At 53.9% G+C, this 16,505-nt stretch carries 27 protein-coding genes; 23 read left to right on the top strand and 4 right to left on the bottom strand.

The features are described from left to right. Positions 1-17 precede the first annotated feature (17 nt). From ACNRUY_RS02690 to ACNRUY_RS02680, 3 genes are all read right to left on the bottom strand, one after another. Positions 18-221 carry a hypothetical protein gene (locus ACNRUY_RS02690; protein WP_488110097.1) on the bottom strand — a complete coding sequence of 68 codons (204 nt, stop codon included), beginning with the start codon at positions 219-221 and terminating at the stop codon, positions 18-20. After that, positions 211-555, bottom strand: a complete 345-nt coding sequence (locus ACNRUY_RS02685; RefSeq protein WP_488110096.1) for a hypothetical protein — start codon at positions 553-555, stop codon at positions 211-213. The genes ACNRUY_RS02690 and ACNRUY_RS02685 overlap by 11 nt, the downstream gene beginning before the upstream one ends. A gap of 161 nt (positions 556-716) precedes the next feature. Next, positions 717-1,409: a helix-turn-helix domain-containing protein gene (locus ACNRUY_RS02680; protein ID WP_488110095.1), complete on the bottom strand. Its 693-nt coding sequence runs from the start codon at positions 1,407-1,409 to the stop codon at positions 717-719. A gap of 134 nt (positions 1,410-1,543) precedes the next feature. On the opposite strand from ACNRUY_RS02680, the gene ACNRUY_RS02675 reads away from it, so the two are divergent. From ACNRUY_RS02675 to ACNRUY_RS02570, 22 genes are all read left to right on the top strand, one after another. Then, positions 1,544-1,813 carry a hypothetical protein gene (locus ACNRUY_RS02675; RefSeq protein ID WP_488110094.1) on the top strand — a complete coding sequence of 90 codons (270 nt, stop codon included), beginning with the start codon at positions 1,544-1,546 and terminating at the stop codon, positions 1,811-1,813. Between the two features lie 28 nt (positions 1,814-1,841). Beyond that, a complete protein-coding gene (locus tag ACNRUY_RS02670) occupies positions 1,842-2,366 on the top strand; it encodes a helix-turn-helix domain-containing protein (RefSeq protein ID WP_488110093.1) in 525 nt (174 codons plus the stop codon). Then, positions 2,366-3,310 carry a hypothetical protein gene (locus ACNRUY_RS02665; RefSeq protein WP_488110092.1) on the top strand — a complete coding sequence of 315 codons (945 nt, stop codon included), beginning with the start codon at positions 2,366-2,368 and terminating at the stop codon, positions 3,308-3,310. The genes ACNRUY_RS02670 and ACNRUY_RS02665 overlap by 1 nt, the downstream gene beginning before the upstream one ends. After that, the gene (locus tag ACNRUY_RS02660) at positions 3,300-3,995 is read left to right on the top strand and encodes a DUF6475 domain-containing protein (protein WP_488110091.1); all 696 of its coding nucleotides are present in this window, start codon (positions 3,300-3,302) and stop codon (positions 3,993-3,995) included. The genes ACNRUY_RS02665 and ACNRUY_RS02660 overlap by 11 nt, the downstream gene beginning before the upstream one ends. Continuing rightward, on the top strand, positions 3,988-4,191 hold the full coding sequence (locus tag ACNRUY_RS02655; protein WP_488110090.1) for a hypothetical protein: 204 nt from the start codon (positions 3,988-3,990) through the stop codon (positions 4,189-4,191). The genes ACNRUY_RS02660 and ACNRUY_RS02655 overlap by 8 nt, the downstream gene beginning before the upstream one ends. A gap of 2 nt (positions 4,192-4,193) precedes the next feature. Further along, positions 4,194-4,358 (top strand): hypothetical protein, encoded by a 165-nt coding sequence (locus ACNRUY_RS02650; protein ID WP_488110089.1) that lies wholly within the window; start codon positions 4,194-4,196, stop codon positions 4,356-4,358. A 52-nt stretch (positions 4,359-4,410) separates the two neighbouring features. Next, positions 4,411-4,734, top strand: a complete 324-nt coding sequence (locus ACNRUY_RS02645) for a hypothetical protein (protein ID WP_488110088.1) — start codon at positions 4,411-4,413, stop codon at positions 4,732-4,734. Positions 4,735-4,739: 5 nt separating this feature from the next. Next, the gene (locus tag ACNRUY_RS02640; protein ID WP_488110087.1) at positions 4,740-5,090 is read left to right on the top strand and encodes a hypothetical protein; all 351 of its coding nucleotides are present in this window, start codon (positions 4,740-4,742) and stop codon (positions 5,088-5,090) included. Beyond that, positions 5,083-5,544, top strand: a complete 462-nt coding sequence (locus ACNRUY_RS02635; RefSeq protein WP_488110086.1) for a DUF1367 family protein — start codon at positions 5,083-5,085, stop codon at positions 5,542-5,544. The genes ACNRUY_RS02640 and ACNRUY_RS02635 overlap by 8 nt, the downstream gene beginning before the upstream one ends. Further along, positions 5,544-6,776 carry a phosphoadenosine phosphosulfate reductase domain-containing protein gene (locus tag ACNRUY_RS02630; protein ID WP_488110085.1) on the top strand — a complete coding sequence of 411 codons (1,233 nt, stop codon included), beginning with the start codon at positions 5,544-5,546 and terminating at the stop codon, positions 6,774-6,776. Before ACNRUY_RS02635 ends, ACNRUY_RS02630 begins: the two co-directional genes overlap by 1 nt. Continuing rightward, positions 6,773-6,994, top strand: coding sequence for a hypothetical protein (locus ACNRUY_RS02625; protein WP_488110084.1), 222 nt, complete (start codon positions 6,773-6,775; stop codon positions 6,992-6,994). The genes ACNRUY_RS02630 and ACNRUY_RS02625 overlap by 4 nt, the downstream gene beginning before the upstream one ends. Continuing rightward, positions 6,991-7,320, top strand: a complete 330-nt coding sequence (locus tag ACNRUY_RS02620) for a Ref family recombination enhancement nuclease (RefSeq protein ID WP_488110083.1) — start codon at positions 6,991-6,993, stop codon at positions 7,318-7,320. The genes ACNRUY_RS02625 and ACNRUY_RS02620 overlap by 4 nt, the downstream gene beginning before the upstream one ends. Further along, a complete protein-coding gene (locus ACNRUY_RS02615; protein WP_488110082.1) occupies positions 7,317-7,466 on the top strand; it encodes a hypothetical protein in 150 nt (49 codons plus the stop codon). The genes ACNRUY_RS02620 and ACNRUY_RS02615 overlap by 4 nt, the downstream gene beginning before the upstream one ends. Further along, positions 7,467-7,925, top strand: coding sequence for a putative PDDEXK endonuclease (locus tag ACNRUY_RS02610; protein ID WP_488110081.1), 459 nt, complete (start codon positions 7,467-7,469; stop codon positions 7,923-7,925). Between the two features lie 62 nt (positions 7,926-7,987). After that, positions 7,988-8,206 (top strand): helix-turn-helix transcriptional regulator, encoded by a 219-nt coding sequence (locus ACNRUY_RS02605; RefSeq protein ID WP_488110080.1) that lies wholly within the window; start codon positions 7,988-7,990, stop codon positions 8,204-8,206. After that, positions 8,203-8,916, top strand: a complete 714-nt coding sequence (locus ACNRUY_RS02600; RefSeq protein ID WP_488110079.1) for a hypothetical protein — start codon at positions 8,203-8,205, stop codon at positions 8,914-8,916. The genes ACNRUY_RS02605 and ACNRUY_RS02600 overlap by 4 nt, the downstream gene beginning before the upstream one ends. A gap of 121 nt (positions 8,917-9,037) precedes the next feature. Next, positions 9,038-9,355 carry a hypothetical protein gene (locus tag ACNRUY_RS02595; protein ID WP_488110078.1) on the top strand — a complete coding sequence of 106 codons (318 nt, stop codon included), beginning with the start codon at positions 9,038-9,040 and terminating at the stop codon, positions 9,353-9,355. Between the two features lie 12 nt (positions 9,356-9,367). Next, on the top strand, positions 9,368-9,751 hold the full coding sequence (locus ACNRUY_RS02590) for a hypothetical protein (RefSeq protein ID WP_488110077.1): 384 nt from the start codon (positions 9,368-9,370) through the stop codon (positions 9,749-9,751). 69 nt (positions 9,752-9,820) lie between these two features. Continuing rightward, positions 9,821-10,285 carry a DUF1441 family protein gene (locus tag ACNRUY_RS02585; RefSeq protein ID WP_488110076.1) on the top strand — a complete coding sequence of 155 codons (465 nt, stop codon included), beginning with the start codon at positions 9,821-9,823 and terminating at the stop codon, positions 10,283-10,285. Continuing rightward, positions 10,251-12,125, top strand: a complete 1,875-nt coding sequence (locus tag ACNRUY_RS02580; RefSeq protein ID WP_488110075.1) for a phage terminase large subunit family protein — start codon at positions 10,251-10,253, stop codon at positions 12,123-12,125. Before ACNRUY_RS02585 ends, ACNRUY_RS02580 begins: the two co-directional genes overlap by 35 nt. Continuing rightward, positions 12,125-12,319 carry a phage head-tail joining protein gene (locus ACNRUY_RS02575; protein ID WP_488110074.1) on the top strand — a complete coding sequence of 65 codons (195 nt, stop codon included), beginning with the start codon at positions 12,125-12,127 and terminating at the stop codon, positions 12,317-12,319. The genes ACNRUY_RS02580 and ACNRUY_RS02575 overlap by 1 nt, the downstream gene beginning before the upstream one ends. Beyond that, positions 12,319-13,815 (top strand): phage portal protein, encoded by a 1,497-nt coding sequence (locus ACNRUY_RS02570; RefSeq protein ID WP_488110073.1) that lies wholly within the window; start codon positions 12,319-12,321, stop codon positions 13,813-13,815. Before ACNRUY_RS02575 ends, ACNRUY_RS02570 begins: the two co-directional genes overlap by 1 nt. Positions 13,816-13,925: 110 nt before the next feature. On the opposite strand, the gene ACNRUY_RS02565 is transcribed toward ACNRUY_RS02570, so the two are convergent. After that, positions 13,926-14,192, bottom strand: a complete 267-nt coding sequence (locus tag ACNRUY_RS02565) for a hypothetical protein (protein ID WP_488110072.1) — start codon at positions 14,190-14,192, stop codon at positions 13,926-13,928. 227 nt (positions 14,193-14,419) lie between these two features. On the opposite strand from ACNRUY_RS02565, the gene ACNRUY_RS02560 reads away from it, so the two are divergent. After that, the gene (locus tag ACNRUY_RS02560) at positions 14,420-16,438 is read left to right on the top strand and encodes a prohead protease/major capsid protein fusion protein (RefSeq protein ID WP_488110071.1); all 2,019 of its coding nucleotides are present in this window, start codon (positions 14,420-14,422) and stop codon (positions 16,436-16,438) included. Positions 16,439-16,505 lie beyond the last annotated feature (67 nt).

The following is a 16,505-nucleotide window of genomic DNA, read 5'->3' as shown; positions in this document are numbered from 1 at the left end:
GATGACGCTGACATTACTCATTGCTGCACCTCCCTGATTCCCATCAACTCATCCTGAAGTCTCTGAACGATTTCCCGCTGCTGTGAATGTTTCTTCTCCAGGTCAAACATTCTGGCAGTGGCTTCTTTGACCGCTTCGTGAGCGGCTGTCCTTTGCTCTTCCAGCGTCTGCAAAAGGTTTTCGTTATGCGCCAGACGACGGAGAGTCTTTTTACGGTTCATAAGCTCCCCCTCTGCGACGGTGCATTTCAATAACGCCAGTGTCGTATTCATCCTCCCTGGCTCTGATTTCCACCTCGGCTATTTGCATAGCGACAGCCTCAATTTCATCAGCGAGCTGATCAAGCGCGACTTTCATCAGGTCAAGAGAGCGCGCATCCATTGTCAGGGTGCGATAGCGCGATATCTGGGAGTTTGGGCGCGCAGAGTTCAGGTCTTCCTGAAGGAGCTCCACAAGACCTTTGGAAATACTTTCCACTTCTATCTCGTGGGCATCTCTGATGCCTTCTGTGTGGGCGTGACGGGCTTCGTCCGCCGATACGGGGCAGTTGTTCATAATTCGAATTTCCTATGTTCGTTTTATGACGGTTCGATATTTAATTTAATCCCTAAAAGGTTTACGGTCAACCCAAAAGGTGTAAAAAGATTTGTTAAAGGTGTGCTGGAGGAAGAGCTTGAAAAGGGTGGCCCGTGAGAGAAGTGCTCACGGGGAAAGAGTTACATCAAAGGAGAGAAGTCATTGAGGTATTGAGCAATGTGTTCGCCGTTCAGAGTATCGGTGGCTTCATCAAGAACAATAGATTCGATGTCAGGCAGGTTTTCGAGCACCGCCTTTGGTACCAGATAAAATGCAATCTCGGATGTGGACTGACAAACAGGAAGCGCCAATACATCAGGAAGACTCATAGAGTAAGAGGATTTGTAGCGGTAGGTGTCGAAGCCAGCCAAAGGAATAAACAGGTCTACCCGAACTGTCTTTCCATACCGTTCAATATTAAACCCGTCCTCTGATTCGGACTGGATTTCTGCACCTTTGTCGATCAGAAGGTTTCTTAAGTCAGTGCGAACCATATAGAGCGCCTGGGGGCGAACCTTCAGCCATTTTTTTCGGGACTCGACAAATGCTGCGGCCGCCTTGTTGGCCTTGGTGATGGCATCTACAGAATTGATTGCTGGTTCTGAAAGGTCGAAATCGGGCGGCTGTACTTTATCAAGATCATGTTCAGGAAGCCCAAACGATTTCTCAATCAGTCGAGCGATCTTGGGGCCTATACCCTTTGTAGGGTTTGGGCCTGCAAACTGGTTTGCCTGCTGCTGGGTGCGACCAATCTTATCCGCGAATTGTGTTATCCCACCTGCACGCTCAACCAGCTGGCGGGCCTTCTGCCAGCGAGCGGTCTTAATATCCATTAGAAGAATTATAAGCATCTCAGGTTGTGCGTCTAATCGCTAATTGCAAAAAAAACTTTAATTTTAATATCTAAAAGGTTTATAAATATATCTCCTTAGGGTAACTTATGGTCTACGAGAGAGCTGGAGGGCTTATGGGAACACTCAGGGAGTACTGGCGGCGACTTCCCAAGAAAGGCAGGCAGGCATTTGCCAGCAGGGTAGGCATAAGCGTCAGGCAAATGGACAACAACTATGTGTGTAAAAACCCGGCAAGGAGGAAAACACCAAGAACGGTAAGACAAGCGGAGTTTATCCAGGCCAGCAATGGAGAGGTAACAGCGGAAGGCTTGGCATTTGATTTTGTGATCGAGCCGTTGTTTGCACTAACCCAAAAAAAGAAAACCCTCGCGGACGAGGGTTGAACCGTCAATGTGACCATAGGAAATCACAATGAACAATTCCATTATCGACAAACAAGAACAAAAACTCAAGCGGCCTTATGCCAGCATCGGCAGGTTGATCAAAAACCAGCGGGAAGGGCTGGGGCTTTCCAAGATCGATCTGGCAGGAAAAATCCAGTGCGGTCTGTCAACGCTTGATCACTGGGAGTCGGGTTTCAAACTCCCCCAGGACAGCAATATCCAGGCGTTGGCCCGTGTGTTCGCAATGAGCCCGGAAAACCTGCTCATGGGCATGAGCTGCATTGAGTCCGCCGAAACAGAAACCCCGGAGCAAGCCGAGCTGACCAATGAGGTTCTGGAGAATCTTATCCACCCTGAGTCGGAAGCGGAGATCGAAGCCGCCAGGGGCACCAGCTTCACCGGCAGCGACAAACCCACGTTCAATCTGATCTTTCAGGAAAGTCGTCTGGTCAATATCCGCATTGTCCAGCAGTGCCGGGTAGTGGACCTCTCCCTTGGGGATTTCCCCGCTCTTGTGATTGACGCCATTGCTGAAGCTGCGAGGGCTGAGTAATGGGGCGTATACGAACCGTTAAGCCTGAACTCTTTCTGCATGACGAGCTGTTCGATGCAGAAGAGAGCTCAGGTCTGCCAGTCAGGCTGGCATTTATTGGCTTGTTTACGGTGTCGGATCGTGAAGGGCGTTTTATCTGGCGGCCAAGGCAGCTCAAAGCGCAAATTTTTCCTTATGACACCTTGGACTTTTCCCAGGTGCTTGACGCTCTGGTTAACGCTGGCTTTCTCACTCATTACGAAGTGAATGGTAAAGGGTATGGCGCTATCAACTCGTTTACCTGTCATCAGCAGATCAACAGTAAGGAAGCGCAAAGCAAGCTACCAGCACCCGATCAGGGAAAGATTATCAGCCACGACCAGCCGTTAAGTGAAAGAGAATCACCCGTTCAGGTAATTCACATGAATTCATGTGAACTCACTTCACCGGTCACGGGAACACATGAAAATTTCAACGGGGAAGGGAAGGGAAGGGAAGGGAACAAGGAAGGGAACAAGGAAGGGAACAAGGAACTGGAAGGAGTTGTGTCTAACGACACTTGTCCAGCCAAGGCTGAACCGGTTGCGCCGAAAGCGAATCACACTGAAAACATTCGAGCTGTGTTTGCTCACTGGCAGGCCGTACTTAACCACCCCCAGGCCAAGCTGGATGAGAACCGCAAGAAGTTTATCCGCAATGCCCTGAAGTCTGGATACACCGTTGATCAACTCAAGCTGGCAATCGACGGTTGCAGCCGAACGCCCCACAACATGGGCGACAACGACCGCAACCAGGTGTACGACGGGATTCACATCATTTTTAAAAATGCGGATCAGATCGACCGGTTTATTGCCAACTCGAACCGGTCAACGGTAGATCAGCTGTCCAGAGCCGGGCGAACCACCCAGGCTGCTGGAGATGCCCTGATTGATGAAATGTTCGGGGAGGGCTCCCATGGATATTAAAAAACCCGAGGAGGTGAAGGAGTTTACCAATCTGATTACCGGCATTGCTGAATACTACGGCAAAGAGTTTTCGGTGGCATCCATCAAAGTGATGATGCTGGGGCTTCAGGTGTACCCGATCAGTGACGTTAAGCGAGCTTGCAGTATTCACCTGAAAAACCCCGACAGCGGTCAGTTTATGCCGAAGGTGGCGGATATCGTTCGCATTATCGACGGTGACACTGGCTCTCAGGCTGGGCAGGCATGGGTGAAAGCAGACAAGGCGCTTCGGATACAGGGGCCTTATGTGGATGTTTGTTTTGATGATCCGTTAATTCATCGAGTGATTGACGACATGGGTGGCTGGATCAAGTTCTGCACTCAGTCCGACGCAAAGGAGTACGCCTTTCAGCAAAAGGAGTTTGAGCGGCGTTATCTCGGCTATGCAGGCCGACCAGTTCCTGAATATCCCAAACTGCTGATCGGTATCGCCACCCATAGCAACGGTGTCAAAGGTTTTGTCAGAAATGAGCTGCCCAAGCTTATCGGAAATCACGAGCGAGCTTTTCTGGTGTATCAGAACGGTTTGGAACCCGGAGAGAAGAAGCCAGGCCCAATGGATTTCTCAAAAATGATTGCGGATATGCGAGCCGGTTCAACAGCGGCTTTACCCAGCAAAAAAGAGAGTGGGGGTGACGATGAGTAAATTGATTAATTTTTTCACCCAGCGGGAAATCTTCAGCGATGGGTCGGAAGGCGACACGCTGGTCGAGGTCATTCTTGGCGGGTTCGCTTTTGTCAGCCTTTTGGTTGTCCTGATCTGGATTTTGGGCAATACGCCACCTGCTTATCACCACCACTCAAACCCTGCAGTTTTCGAAGAACAAACTCAAAAGGATTGACCATGAGCAAGAAGCGGAAGCCCCAGGACAAGGCCAAAGAAGACGCTCGTCGCGTTGCTCTATCGGGAGGAGGCTGCAGCGAGTGTCCATGCAAAAGTAAATCATGGCGAACGATCTGGCTTGAAGAGTTTTCAAGAGCCAAGCAGATAGACCTGTTCGCAGGCTGACCGCTTACAGCGGATTCAGCACAACCTTTTCAAGGTATAGGGATAACCAATTATGTTGATTCTGACCCGGCGCATCGGAGAGAGCGTCATCGTTAACAGTGAAACTCGCCTGACTCTGATTGGTGAGAGCAAGGGCATTGCCCGGCTGGAGGTTCAGCATAACGGACTTTCACGAACCGTAGAGCTGCCGCTGGATGAACCCGGAAGCCTTCACGGAGGCACGTTGACTGTTGCCAGGCACACCCGTTACCCACGCCTGAAACAGCTTCAATTTCGTTTCGATGTGGACAAGGCCGTAGACATTCACAGGGAAGAAATTTGGCAGCGTATTAACGGCAGAGCCTTTCCCCAACCTTCTAAAAGACTGGCGGGGTGATCGCTATGGATGCACGAGTTTCTTCAGATCAGGATCGGGGCGGTGAGCTGGCCGCAGTACTGTACAACCCGAAGCTTTCCCCGGAGCGCAGTCTGGCCAGTGCGGTTGTTCTTCAGGCGTTTATTGAGTGTCGGGCATTGTTGAGAAAGGAAGGGCTGCAGCAGCTTCGCCAGTCGGAGCCTTATCTGTCGCTGGCCTATCCCACTCGCACTCTACGCATGTGGTGTGAAATGGCGGATATCAACCCGGACGCCATGGCAGACAGAGTGCGTAAGGCGATGCGGTCAGAAAAACGTGCCTCAGAAATGCTCAATCGTGTTCTGAATCAGGGGCACAAGGGGAATTTCAGTGCCTGAACTGACATTAATCAAACGACTGGATGGCTCCTTTGTGCCAGCCACCCACCAGGATGCTGAGAAGTGCGAAAAGGTGAAAGTGGGAGCAGGCATCCGCGGGGAGTGGAAGCAGAAGCGCAATGTCGCTTTTCACCGAAAGTATTTTGCTTTGCTCAATATCGGCTATGAGGCTTTCGAACCACGAGAGCAGGATTATCAAGGCTTACCGGTCCAGAAAAACTTTGAACGCTTTCGCAAGGATGTGATTTGTGCAGCTGGCCATTACGAGCCGGTATTCACAATCAACCAGGGCGTTAGGGCAGAGGCTCACAGCATCAGCTTTGCCCGGATGAGCCAGGAAGACTTTGAAACCCTGTACAGCGCCAGTGTTGATGTATTGCTTCAGCGGGTTTTGAAGAATTACACCCGGGCTGATATTGACCGGCAGGTAGAACGAATCATAGGGATGGTGTGATGAACAAGAATCAGATTGATATTTTCTCTGGGGTATCTGCCCGCTTGCAGATGACTGACGCCATTGAGCTGACCAAGCAATCGCTACAGGCCCACGGTGCTGACCATGATCACTGGGGTATCGCCTGGAGTGGCGGCAAGGATTCCAGTGCCACCCTGACCCTGATCATCTGGATGATTGAATCCGGGATGATTCCGGCCCCCAAAAAGCTATCGGTGTTTTATGCGGATACACGCATGGAACTGCCGCCCCTTTCCATAGCCGCTTACCAGATTATCGATGAGCTGAAAGAGCGGGGGATTGATGTTCAGATCGTGATGGCGCCCATGGACAAACGATTTATGGTCTACATGCTGGGCCGTGGCGTTCCCCCGCCCAACAACAACACCCTTAGATGGTGCACCCGGCAAATCAAAATTGACCCTATGCAGGACTCATTGGCGGAGGCTATAGCAGACTACGACGGCAGTATTTTGATGATTACCGGCGTTCGTCAGGGGGAGTCGGCCATACGCGACCAACGCATTTTAATGAGCTGTGGTAAAGACGGGGCGGAGTGTGGTCAAGGGTGGTATCAGGAAGTGTTGCCCCAGGCAAAGGGAATCCGGGGAAGGGTGGCGACCCTGGCACCGCTGCTGCACTGGCGAGTCTGTCATATTTGGGAATGGCTGAAACACTGGGCACCGCAAGAGGAGTTCGGCGACTGGTCAACCGCTGCCATTGCCGATGCCTATGGCGGTGATGAAGCTGAAGAGCTGAGCGCCAGAACCGGTTGTGTCGGCTGCCCTCTGGCACAGGAAGATAAGGCGCTGGATACGGTTATCAGCATGAATCATTGGGCTTATCTGGCCCCCTTGAAGCGCTTGCGTCCAATCTACCGGGAGCTGCGTGAAGCCCATAACCGGCTAAGAAAGCCCGGCACTGATCGAAACAAAAACGGCGCTCTGGAAACCAACCCGCAAAGAATGGGGCCGCTCACTATGGAGGCTCGGCAGTGGGCGTTGGACGAGATCTTGAAAATCCAGAAAGAAGTTAATCAGGACGCCCTGTTTCAGAATAGGCCCTCCATCAGTTTGATTAATGAGCGTGAAGAGGTTCGTATTCGTGAGCTGATTGAAAACAACACCTGGCCCAATAAATGGCGGGGCGATGAACCCAGAGCTGACACCGCCATGGATTTGATTCTGGCTGAAGGTGTTGTCCAGCCGCTTTTGATTGGAGGTCAGTCATGAGCAAGAACATCAAAAAAGAAATGACTTATTTGGCTGATTGCTTGTTTACGGGATGCCTGGTGGTTGCTGTTCTCTATTTGATTCCGGGCATGCTGATTTCTGTAGCAATAAGGCTTGGCCTGCTGCCTGATCGGGTATCAGTCCTTTGGATCATTGGAGTTGCAGTTTGTATCTCTTGGGTGGTGGCGTGGTTTGCTTGCAGGAGAGAATCCAGATGAGCCGCAAAAACAAAACCAAAGCGGAACGAGAACACCTGGCAGATGTAGCAGCCCTGGGCTGCATTGCCTGTCGTCGAACCGGGATGGGGGAAACCCCAGCTGAGGCTCATCATATTACTTCAGGCTACGGCATGGGAGAGATGCGGGACGATTTCAAAACCATTCCGCTCTGTTTTTATCACCATTCTGCCCAGTCACCCACGGTGAGTGTTCATAAATCACCAGCGGAGTTTGCCCGGTTGTTTGGCCATGAGCTGGATCTGCTGGAGCAGACCTGGCGGGATTTGGAAGTGCATCGGGACAGCATTGTCGGGGGTAGGGGATGAAAAGACGACACGGCATCGTTAACCGTTTGGTGCTGATTGGTTTGCTGGGTGGGTTAGGTGGTTATCAGATTATGAGTCTGCCCACTTTGGCACCGTACCAAATCAATCACAGACCCTGGCTGAAAAAGAAAAAGGGGAGATCATAAATGCCCATCAATAGCCGCAACAAAGGGGCGAATGGGGAAAGAGAGTTTTGTAAGGCGTTCTTTTCTGAGTCTGGCATTCAGTTGGTAAGGAACCAGGAGCAGACCCGGTGTGGTGGGTTTGATCTGGTGCCAGAGAATCCAGAACTGAGGAACGAATGGCCTTGGGCAATCGAAATCAAACGCTACGCAAATGTAACTGATGCAAAAGTGAATGTCTGGCTGGAGCAGGCCGTAGAGCAGGCACAGGCCGCAGGCAAGCTGCCGGTTCTGGCGTACCGGGCAGATCGTCAAAGTTGGAAGGTGGTTCTGCCAGTAGGGGCCTTCAGTGGCAGTAAACGAGAAGGCAGAAATCTTTTCCAATGGGCAACGGTTGATATAGAAGTCGCCAGCCTGGTTCTGGGTAATGACCTGGAACTGAAAGCAGTAACGCCTGAAGCAACAGCTTATTGCCTTGTATAGCAGAATTGCCACGGTGGAGGTTTTGCCATTGACCGCTTTGCCAAAAACAGGGGAGAAACACCATGCAGAGTGAAGATAACAAGGACTACCTGGACAAGATCTGGCTCAACACCAATGAACTCTATGAGTACCTGGACCAGCAGTTCAGCAGGGGCACTCTGAGAAACTGGCGAACCCAGGAGAAAGGGCCCAGACACTCCCGCATTGAGGGCAAGGTGCTCTACGCCCGGGGCGATGTAGACCAGTGGCTGGATAAGCAGGTCAAGGGGAGCGGGCAATGAGCTTTGATGTGGATCTGTTCGTGGATATCCGGTCAATGACGAACGAGCTGGATGAGTTTCGCCGCAAGCAGGTTCCCTTTGCCTCAATCCTGACCATGACCCGGTTGGGGGCGATAGCCAAGGGGGATGTGGAAGGCGAGATGCAGCGGGTGTTTGACCGTCCTACCCGGTACACCATGAATTCGCTGTTTCTGGATCCGGCCCGTAAACGGGATGCCGATCCGAAGGCCGTGGTCTGGTTTCGTGACTGGTCACCCAAGGGAACCGCCGCCACCAAGTATCTGACACCGGAAGTGCATGGAGGCGAACGGAACACCAAGCGCTCTGAATCCCTCCTCCGTCAGCGTGGCTTGCTGGGAGCGGATGAGTTTCTGGTGCCTTCGCGCAGTGCCAGGCTGGACCGTTATGGCAACGTCAGTCGTGGCCAGGTGGTGAAGATGCTCTCCAATGTCCGGGCCCAGTTTGATTCCAGCCAGAACTCCAGCAACCGCCGGAAGATTCAGTACTTTGTGGGTCGTCCCGGAGGCAAGGCCAAGGGTGTATGGATGCGCAGGGGGCGGAAGGTCCAGCCGTTCATGATGATCACCCGGCAACCGAAGTATCGTCGTCGCCTGGACTTCCATGGCGTCTCTGAACGGGCTGTGCGGCGTCATTTCAACAAAGAGTTCGGCAAGGCACTGGCCTATGCCATTGCTACGGCGAGGAGATAGGTATGTCGGAAACGTGGAAGCATATTTTGCTGCTGGATACTGCTGGGGCAATCATAGGACTGATAGTGATTGTTTTGTATTACGCCATTGTTATCAGGAAAGAACAGAAAGGGAAAAATAAATGAACTACTGGATGATTTATGCAATCACTCTGCAGGTGATGGCTATCCCACTGTTTCTGGTTTTTCTTGAAACATCTGACAAGGAATCTTCAGAAGCGCTTTACAAATGCCCGCTTCTGGTGAAGTTGATCATCGCTGCCATGTGGCCTTTGTGCATCGCGTGTTGGCTTATTCCCAAAAGGAAAAAGAAAAAAACGACCTGCAATTGTGATGGATGCTCTATCTCTCGAAGTGGTCAAGGCTATCAACCATGTCATAAGAACAAGAGGCCAGAATCGCCAACTCCTCCAGAGCCAAGACTGCATAAGAATTTCTGAAGGAGAGCGGATATGCAAACGCAGAGATTTATCGGGAAAGCAGTTCTCATTGTTTTTGTGATGATCCCAGTGTTCGTGAACTACCAACATCCGGAATGGTTTGTAGATTACTTCCCATTTCTCGCTTTCTTCTCAGGGATAGGGCTTGCAGCGTATCTTCATCAATCATCTGTGATTTATCTGGCCAGGAAGAGAAATGCCAGCGAAATGGCGATTGAGATGGCAAGGGAAGAAATTAAAGCCTTTGATGATTTGGACTTCAGAAGAGAGCTGGAGTTCGCCAGACAAAGAAGATTGAAGCGAGAAGGGTCTTTATTGAATGGAAATCCTGAAACACAGCCATTCTGGGAGGGGGAGGCTATTGGGTCCTTCCTGGACACTTTTGGGCGCGGGTAGTTCGAACCCCGATGAAAAACGACATTTTGAAATTTTCCAAGGGCAACAACATAACCGGGAGCCGTGAAGATGCCGCTATTGAGCACCAACAAGCTCCATGAGCTGACCGGCAAAACCCACCGGACCATCAAGTCCCGGCTGGAAAACATCGAGCCGGTGATTGAGGGGAGAAGCCACCTGTACGAGAGCAAGGAGGTTCTGCCTTTGCTCTACGATGTGGACAAAACAGCGGGTGATTATGACCTGGAGCAGGAACGCGCCCGACTGGCCAAGGAACAGGCTGATGGCAAAGCGCTGGATAACGCCCTCAAGCGCAAGGAACAACTGGAAGTGTCGGCCATGGTGGATCTGGTGGCGGCGGAGTACGCCTTTGTCCGTGGTCGTATGGCTGCCTTGCCGGGGAAGCTGTCCCGGCGACTGGCGTTAATGGATTCCCCTACTGAAATTCAAGACCTGTTGGTGGACAGCATTTCAGAGGCGTTACAGGAGTTGGTGGCGGATGAGCCTGGAAGTATCGAATCTCGATGCGATTGAGTATGCCCGTTCAGAACTGGCCAGGGTGCGCCGGGAGAATCTGAGGCCACCTCCTAATCTGTCACTGGTGGAGTGGGCGGACGAATATCGCTACCTGTCGGCGGAGGCCTCCAGTGAGCCGGGTAAGTGGAAAACCTCAAACGTCGAGGTTTGCCGGGGACCCATGGACGCCTATTCCGATCCCGCTGTGCAGGTGATCACGGTGATGTGCTGCACCCAGCTTATGAAAACTGAACTGATCAACAACATCGTCGGCTATCACATCGACCTGGATCCCTCCCCGATGATCGTTATGCAGCCCAATGAAAAACTGGGTGAAGCCTGGTCCAAAGACCGACTGGCAACGATGATTCGCGATACTCCGGTACTCAACGGACGGATTCTCAGCGACAAGATCCTCCATAAAACCTTTGCCGGGGGGCATGTCTCCATCATCGGCAGTAATGCTCCTGGCGACCTGGCCATGCGACCGGTGCGGATCGTGCTTTGTGATGAGGTGGACAAATACCCCGATAGCGCCGGGGAAGAGGGTGACCCCATCTTCCTGATCGCGGAACGCCAGGCGGTGTTCTGGAACCGCAAGCGGGTAAACGTCTGCAGTCCGACGGTGGAAGGTCGAAGCCGGATTGCCCTGGAGTACAGCAAATCCGACCAGCGCATTTTTGAAGTGCCCTGTCCCCACTGTGGCCATGTGGCGGAAATGAAATGGAGCCAGGTGGACTGGCCGGACAAAGATACCAGCAAGGCCCGCTATGTCTGTGCGGAGTGTGCCAGTCTTTGGAGCGAACCGGAACGACAGCAGGCCATCAAACAGGGCACCTGGCGGGCGACTCAACCCTTCAAGGGACATGCCGGCTTTAACGTCTCCAAGCTGGCCAGTCCCTGGGAGACCCTGTCGGAGCTGGCGGAAAAATGGCAAAACGCCCAGGGCAACCAGCAGCTACTGAAATCGTTCATCAACACCCAGCTGGCGGAAACCTGGAAGCAGAAAGGGGACGCCCCGGAATGGAAGCGGCTCTATGACCGGCGGGACACCTACACCATCGGGCAGGTACCGGAAGGAGTGCTGTTTCTCACTGCGGCCGCAGACGTTCAGAAAAACCGGGTGGAAGTGGAAATCGTGGGCTGGGGGCGGGATAAGCGTTCATGGTCCATCGACTATCTGGTGATTGAGGGTGATATTGCTTCCCCCGAGGTTCAGGCCCGTCTGGATGAAATCGTAACCGGCACCTGGCTAAATCATCTTGGGGTGGAAATGTCCCTGCTGCGTTTTGCCATTGATACCGGCTACAACGCCCAGGTCATCTACAACTGGGCCCGCAGGCACCCGGGCATTGTCATGTGCGTCAAGGGCATGCCGTCCGGCCCGTACCCGATTCTGTGCCGCCCCTCCTATGTGGACCTGAATTTTGAAGGCAAACACATTCAGAAAGGTGTCCAGATCTGGGGAGTGGGAACCGATGCCGCCAAGACAGAGCTCTACGCCTGGCTTCAGATGGAGTTCACAAAAGACAATGATTCGTCATCCCGGCCGCCTGCAGGGTATTGCCGCTTTCCCCAGTACAACGAAGACTATTTCAAGATGCTCACGGCAGAACATCTGGTCACCCGGAAAACCAAACGTGGCACCCAGTACGCCTGGGAGAAGTTCCGGGAGCGCAATGAGGCTCTGGACTGTCGGGTCTATAACCGGGCGGCCGCGGTGGCTGTGGGTATAGACCGCTTCGAAGAAGAACACTGGCGAGAGCTGGAACAGGCACTGGGGCAGTCTCCAGAAAAACAAAAGACACCGGCAGCCAGCCGCAAACGCACCCGCAAGGGGCAATGGATCAAACGCTAATGGCCTTTACACAACAGCAGCTCACCGCACTGGAAGACGCCATCGCCATGGGTACCCTGGAAGTTGAGTATGGCGACAAGAAAGTCCGATACCGCAGCTTGACCGAAATGATGCGGATCCGGGACACCATGCGTCAGGACATTGAGCGTCCCCAGCGGTCACGGGTGGCCTCCTTCAGCAAAGGGCTTCGATAATGGCGGAAAAACAGCGGCTTGGATTATACGACCGGGTTCTGATCAACCTGGCGCCGAATTTCTATATGCGACGCCTGCAGGCCCTGTCCGCGGCCAATATGCTCAAGCGGCGTTATGAAGGGGCCGCCAAGGGGAGGAGAACCGCAGGCTGGCAGGCGGGTGGCAGTTCCGCCACCACCGAGATCGGCCGTGATCTCCATATGCTCATGTACCGCAGCCGCGACCTGCTCAGGAACAACCCCTGGGCTCGGCAGGCACAGCGTGTGATACGAAACAACGTCGTCCGTTACGGCATCGTTGCCGAACTCAAAGGCCCCAACAAAAAAGCCCTGAAAAAGCGCCAGCAACTCTGGCGACAGTGGGCGGAAAGTCACCAGGTCGACGCCAATGGTCAACGAAACCTTTACGGCCTTCAGGCCCTGGCCATGAACACCATTTTTGAGTCCGGGTCGGCGCTGATCCGTCGTCGTCGCCGTCGGGCCAGTGATGGCCTGGCAGTGCCCCTGCAGATTCAGGTGCTGGAACCGGACTGGATCGACACCGGCAAAACCCAGAGCCTGGATAATGGCAACAAAATCGTCCAGGGCAAAGAGTACAACGGCATCGGTCAGCTGGTTGCCTACTGGCTCTTCGACCAGCACCCGGGGGACTACCTTCACTTTCGCCAGTACAATGCCCGCTCCCGTCGGGTGGAGGCCTCTGAAATTCTCCATGTGTTTGACTCGGACCGGCCGGAACAAATTCACGGAGTGCCCTGGTTGTCTCCCGCCATGTTGCGGCTCAGGGATTTTGACGAACTCCAGGACGCCAAGCTGATGCAGCAGAAAATCGCCAGCTGCTTCGCGGTACTGGTGAAAGGCACCGACGCCAACGGGGTGGGCCTGCCCAAAAAGAACAACGGCGACCCGGAACTGCCAGTGGACTCCATCGAGCCGGGCATGGTGGAGTACGTGGGCCATAACGAGATCACCACCGTTACACCGCCCGATGCCGACAACGGCACCGACTATTCCCGTATGGTCTTGCGGGAGATTGCCACCTCCTTTGGCATCACCTATGAACAGCAGACCGGCGACTACAGTCAGGTAAATTATTCCAGTGGCCGTATGGGGCGGCTGGAGTTTGTGGCCAATGTGGAGCACTGGCAGCGGAACATGCTGATTCCCGGTCTCTGCCAGGGCATCTACCGGTGGTTTGATGAAGCCGCTTCCCTGATCGGTGAGAGGGAGCCGGTCACTGCCGACTGGACGCCCCCGGCGGTGCCCGCCCTGGATATGCAGAAAGAAGGGGAGGCGATCCGGGAGTATATCCGGGACGGCCTGATGAGCCAGTCAGAAGGCCTGCGTCGTCTGGGTTACGATCCGGAGAAATTCTTCCAGGAGTACGGGGATGATCTGGCGCGGCTCGATAAGCTGGGGATTGTGCTGGATACGGACCCCCGGAAGACAGCCAGGGGCGGTACACTTCAGCCAGAGGCAAGCCCAGCTGAAGAGTAAGTATTACTTAAAAGGAGTCCATATGAATCAGTTGATAGACTTTTACATACAGAAGCTTGATTGCGAAATGCGCTTGCTGCAAATCAAAGCCGGACAAACGAGCTGCCCGCTCAAAAAATCGCTTTTTTTGGCAGAGTCCAGCCGTGCATCTCTTCGCTTAAAAGGAATCGAAGGTCTTCGTGGCTCATTGACTTCACCTGTGAGGGAAGATACTTAAACTTCTGGATGATGTAGTAGTGAACTGCGTCAAGGCCATCGAGAGCTCTATACCCTTCTCTTTTGGCCAGTTCATCACCAAAAACATCCAGGGTGTAAGCCAGTTCACCCTCGGAGCATCGGAGTCTATGTATAACCTTGTAGTGTTCTGTCGTTTTCATTGAGATCGCTCTATTTGTTCTTGATTGTGTTACACGGGTATGGTCGTACCCGGTAGCTCCAAGACTAAGAAAACAAGAAGCCATTGTCACCATAGAAACCCTGTGCCCAGAAATCCCCCGTCGTTACAACCCGTGACACCCCCTGACCCCCAACCCCTCCCAACCCCTTTCCCCCCTGCATACCATCGTGTCTGAACCTGCGAATTTTCCAATGGAACCCGGACGCGATGGACGACGATCATGTAACCGAACAACACCAGACCCGTGATATTCCGCCCATGCAGTTTGAGGCCCGCGCCATGCCGGGCAGCTGGAACGAAGAGGAACGGACGCTGGAAGTGGTCTGGTCCACCGGTGCCCGGGTGCGTCGGTACGACTGGTGGAAAGACGAAGAATTCAACGAAGAACTTTCCATGGATCCCGCCCATATCCGTATGGAGCGGTTCAACAACAACTCCCCGGTCTGTGATACCCACTCCACCTACTCCCTGAGGAATGTCATTGGCAAGGTTGAGCCAGGGACGGCCACCACCGATGGCACAGAAGGCCGCTGTCGTTTGCGGCTGTCCCGCCGGGATGAGGTGTCCGGCATTGCCCAGGACATTCGTGACGGCATTCTCTGTAACGTCTCCATCGGCTACCGGGTATTCAAGTTCGAGGATGTTTCGGAAAACGACGACAAAATCAAAACCCTCCGGGCGGTGGACTGGGAACCCTACGAACTGTCGTTCGTGCCGGTAGGGGCAGACGATCAGGCCGGTACCCGTTCCCAGCCGGAAGAAAACCACCGTTGTGAATTCATAACCCGGGCGGCAGCGCCCATTAACCCCAGAGAGGAAACCAGGATGGACGAAACAGAAGAAAAGTCCACCGGCGGCCAGCGTGCCGACCAGAGCCAGGGCGGCGCTGCACCGACACCGTCTCCCAGCCAGGAAACCCGCAGTCAGCCCGTGTCGGGTGATGAGGTGCGGGCCGCGGCCGATGCGGCGGTGAAAGCCGAGCGCCAGCGGGTCTCCGATATCCGCCAGGCGGTTCGTTCCGCAAAACTCGGTGATGAATTCGCCGATGAGCTGATCACCAACGGCACGGGGATTGAAGAGGCCCGGAAGCTGATCATCGACAAGTTTGCCGAGCAGGGTGACCAGAACGAAGCCCGTGGTTTTATCAGCTATACCAACACCGCCACTCTGGACGCCAAGCGCTCAGCCATGGAAAACGCCCTGATGCACCGGGTGAATCCGGGCAAGGTGAAACTCACCGATGACGGTCGTGATTTCCGCGGCCTGCGCTTGCTGGATCTGGCCCGGGAAGTGGTGGAGACCAGTGGCGTCAGCACCCGTGGCATGACCCCCAAGGAGATTGCCAAACGAGCACTGTCCACCAGTGACTTCAAGCTGATCCTGGCCAATGTCACCAACAAGACCCTGCAGGACAGCTACGCAGGCAGTCCCCAGACCTTCCGGCCTTTGGTGCGCCAGGTGAGCCTGAATGACTTCAAGCCGGTGCAGCGTACCCGCCTGGGCGATGCCCCTAACCTGGAGAAGGTGAACGAAAACGGCGAGTTCAAGTACGGCAAGCTGGGTGAAGAGGCGGAAAGCTACCGTCTGGAAACCTACGGCAAGATCATTCCCATCACCCGTCAGACCATTATCAACGACGACCTGGACGCCTTTACCCGGCTGGCCCGCATGTATGGTCGTGCCGCTGCGGATCTGGAGTCCGATCTGGTCTGGGGGCTGTTCACCGGGAACCAGAAAATGGCCGATGGCAAAACCATCTTCCATGCCGACCATAAAAACCTCAACGGCTCGGCTGCGGGTATCACCATTGATTCCATTGGTGCCGGTCGTACCGCCATGCGCAAGCAGAAAGGCGTCGATGATCGCCTGATCTCAGTCCGTCCGGAATTCCTGATTCTGCCTTCCAGCCTGGAAACCACCGGGGAGCAGTTTATCAGCCAGAACCTGGCCGCCACCAAAAACGAAGACATCAACCCCTTTGCCGGTCGTCTTCAGCTGATCGCTGAACCCCGCCTGGAAGAGGGTGGCGGCAATGCCAAGGACTGGTTCCTGGGCTGCGGGCCGGACCAGATCGACACCATCGAGCTGGCTTACCTCTCCGGGGATGACGGCCTGGTGCTGGAAGAAGAAGACGGCTTTGATGTGGATGGCGTCAAGTTCAAGGCCCGCCTGGATGTAGCGGCGGCCTTTATCGACTGGCGCGGTTTCTACAAACAGAAAGGCTGAGGGGCTTACTGACTCAGCGCTGGTAACGGGGACCCGTCCCCGTTTCGATCCACTCAGAGGATAAGGA

This window comes from Endozoicomonas sp. Z74, assembly GCF_057680865.1.
The sequence above is the reverse complement of the archived record's forward strand: the minus strand, read 5'-3'. Positions and strand labels throughout refer to the sequence as shown.

Excerpts from the sequence above, each read along its gene's own strand:
- ACNRUY_RS02690 (WP_488110097.1), bottom strand. The coding sequence starts at position 221 with ATGAACCGTAAAAAGACTCTCCGTCGTCTGGCGCATAACGAAAACCTT.
- ACNRUY_RS02685 (WP_488110096.1), bottom strand. The coding sequence starts at position 555 with ATGAACAACTGCCCCGTATCGGCGGACGAAGCCCGTCACGCCCACACA.
- ACNRUY_RS02680 (WP_488110095.1), bottom strand. The coding sequence starts at position 1,409 with ATGGATATTAAGACCGCTCGCTGGCAGAAGGCCCGCCAGCTGGTTGAG.
- ACNRUY_RS02675 (WP_488110094.1), top strand. The coding sequence starts at position 1,544 with ATGGGAACACTCAGGGAGTACTGGCGGCGACTTCCCAAGAAAGGCAGG.
- ACNRUY_RS02670 (WP_488110093.1), top strand. The coding sequence starts at position 1,842 with ATGAACAATTCCATTATCGACAAACAAGAACAAAAACTCAAGCGGCCT.
- ACNRUY_RS02665 (WP_488110092.1), top strand. The coding sequence starts at position 2,366 with ATGGGGCGTATACGAACCGTTAAGCCTGAACTCTTTCTGCATGACGAG.
- ACNRUY_RS02660 (WP_488110091.1), top strand. The coding sequence starts at position 3,300 with ATGGATATTAAAAAACCCGAGGAGGTGAAGGAGTTTACCAATCTGATT.
- ACNRUY_RS02655 (WP_488110090.1), top strand. The coding sequence starts at position 3,988 with ATGAGTAAATTGATTAATTTTTTCACCCAGCGGGAAATCTTCAGCGAT.
- ACNRUY_RS02650 (WP_488110089.1), top strand. The coding sequence starts at position 4,194 with ATGAGCAAGAAGCGGAAGCCCCAGGACAAGGCCAAAGAAGACGCTCGT.
- ACNRUY_RS02645 (WP_488110088.1), top strand. The coding sequence starts at position 4,411 with ATGTTGATTCTGACCCGGCGCATCGGAGAGAGCGTCATCGTTAACAGT.
- ACNRUY_RS02640 (WP_488110087.1), top strand. The coding sequence starts at position 4,740 with ATGGATGCACGAGTTTCTTCAGATCAGGATCGGGGCGGTGAGCTGGCC.
- ACNRUY_RS02630 (WP_488110085.1), top strand. The coding sequence starts at position 5,544 with ATGAACAAGAATCAGATTGATATTTTCTCTGGGGTATCTGCCCGCTTG.
- ACNRUY_RS02625 (WP_488110084.1), top strand. The coding sequence starts at position 6,773 with ATGAGCAAGAACATCAAAAAAGAAATGACTTATTTGGCTGATTGCTTG.
- ACNRUY_RS02620 (WP_488110083.1), top strand. The coding sequence starts at position 6,991 with ATGAGCCGCAAAAACAAAACCAAAGCGGAACGAGAACACCTGGCAGAT.
- ACNRUY_RS02615 (WP_488110082.1), top strand. The coding sequence starts at position 7,317 with ATGAAAAGACGACACGGCATCGTTAACCGTTTGGTGCTGATTGGTTTG.
- ACNRUY_RS02610 (WP_488110081.1), top strand. The coding sequence starts at position 7,467 with ATGCCCATCAATAGCCGCAACAAAGGGGCGAATGGGGAAAGAGAGTTT.
- ACNRUY_RS02605 (WP_488110080.1), top strand. The coding sequence starts at position 7,988 with ATGCAGAGTGAAGATAACAAGGACTACCTGGACAAGATCTGGCTCAAC.
- ACNRUY_RS02600 (WP_488110079.1), top strand. The coding sequence starts at position 8,203 with ATGAGCTTTGATGTGGATCTGTTCGTGGATATCCGGTCAATGACGAAC.
- ACNRUY_RS02595 (WP_488110078.1), top strand. The coding sequence starts at position 9,038 with ATGAACTACTGGATGATTTATGCAATCACTCTGCAGGTGATGGCTATC.
- ACNRUY_RS02590 (WP_488110077.1), top strand. The coding sequence starts at position 9,368 with ATGCAAACGCAGAGATTTATCGGGAAAGCAGTTCTCATTGTTTTTGTG.
- ACNRUY_RS02585 (WP_488110076.1), top strand. The coding sequence starts at position 9,821 with ATGCCGCTATTGAGCACCAACAAGCTCCATGAGCTGACCGGCAAAACC.
- ACNRUY_RS02580 (WP_488110075.1), top strand. The coding sequence starts at position 10,251 with ATGAGCCTGGAAGTATCGAATCTCGATGCGATTGAGTATGCCCGTTCA.
- ACNRUY_RS02575 (WP_488110074.1), top strand. The coding sequence starts at position 12,125 with ATGGCCTTTACACAACAGCAGCTCACCGCACTGGAAGACGCCATCGCC.
- ACNRUY_RS02570 (WP_488110073.1), top strand. The coding sequence starts at position 12,319 with ATGGCGGAAAAACAGCGGCTTGGATTATACGACCGGGTTCTGATCAAC.
- ACNRUY_RS02565 (WP_488110072.1), bottom strand. The coding sequence starts at position 14,192 with ATGAAAACGACAGAACACTACAAGGTTATACATAGACTCCGATGCTCC.
- ACNRUY_RS02560 (WP_488110071.1), top strand. The coding sequence starts at position 14,420 with ATGGACGACGATCATGTAACCGAACAACACCAGACCCGTGATATTCCG.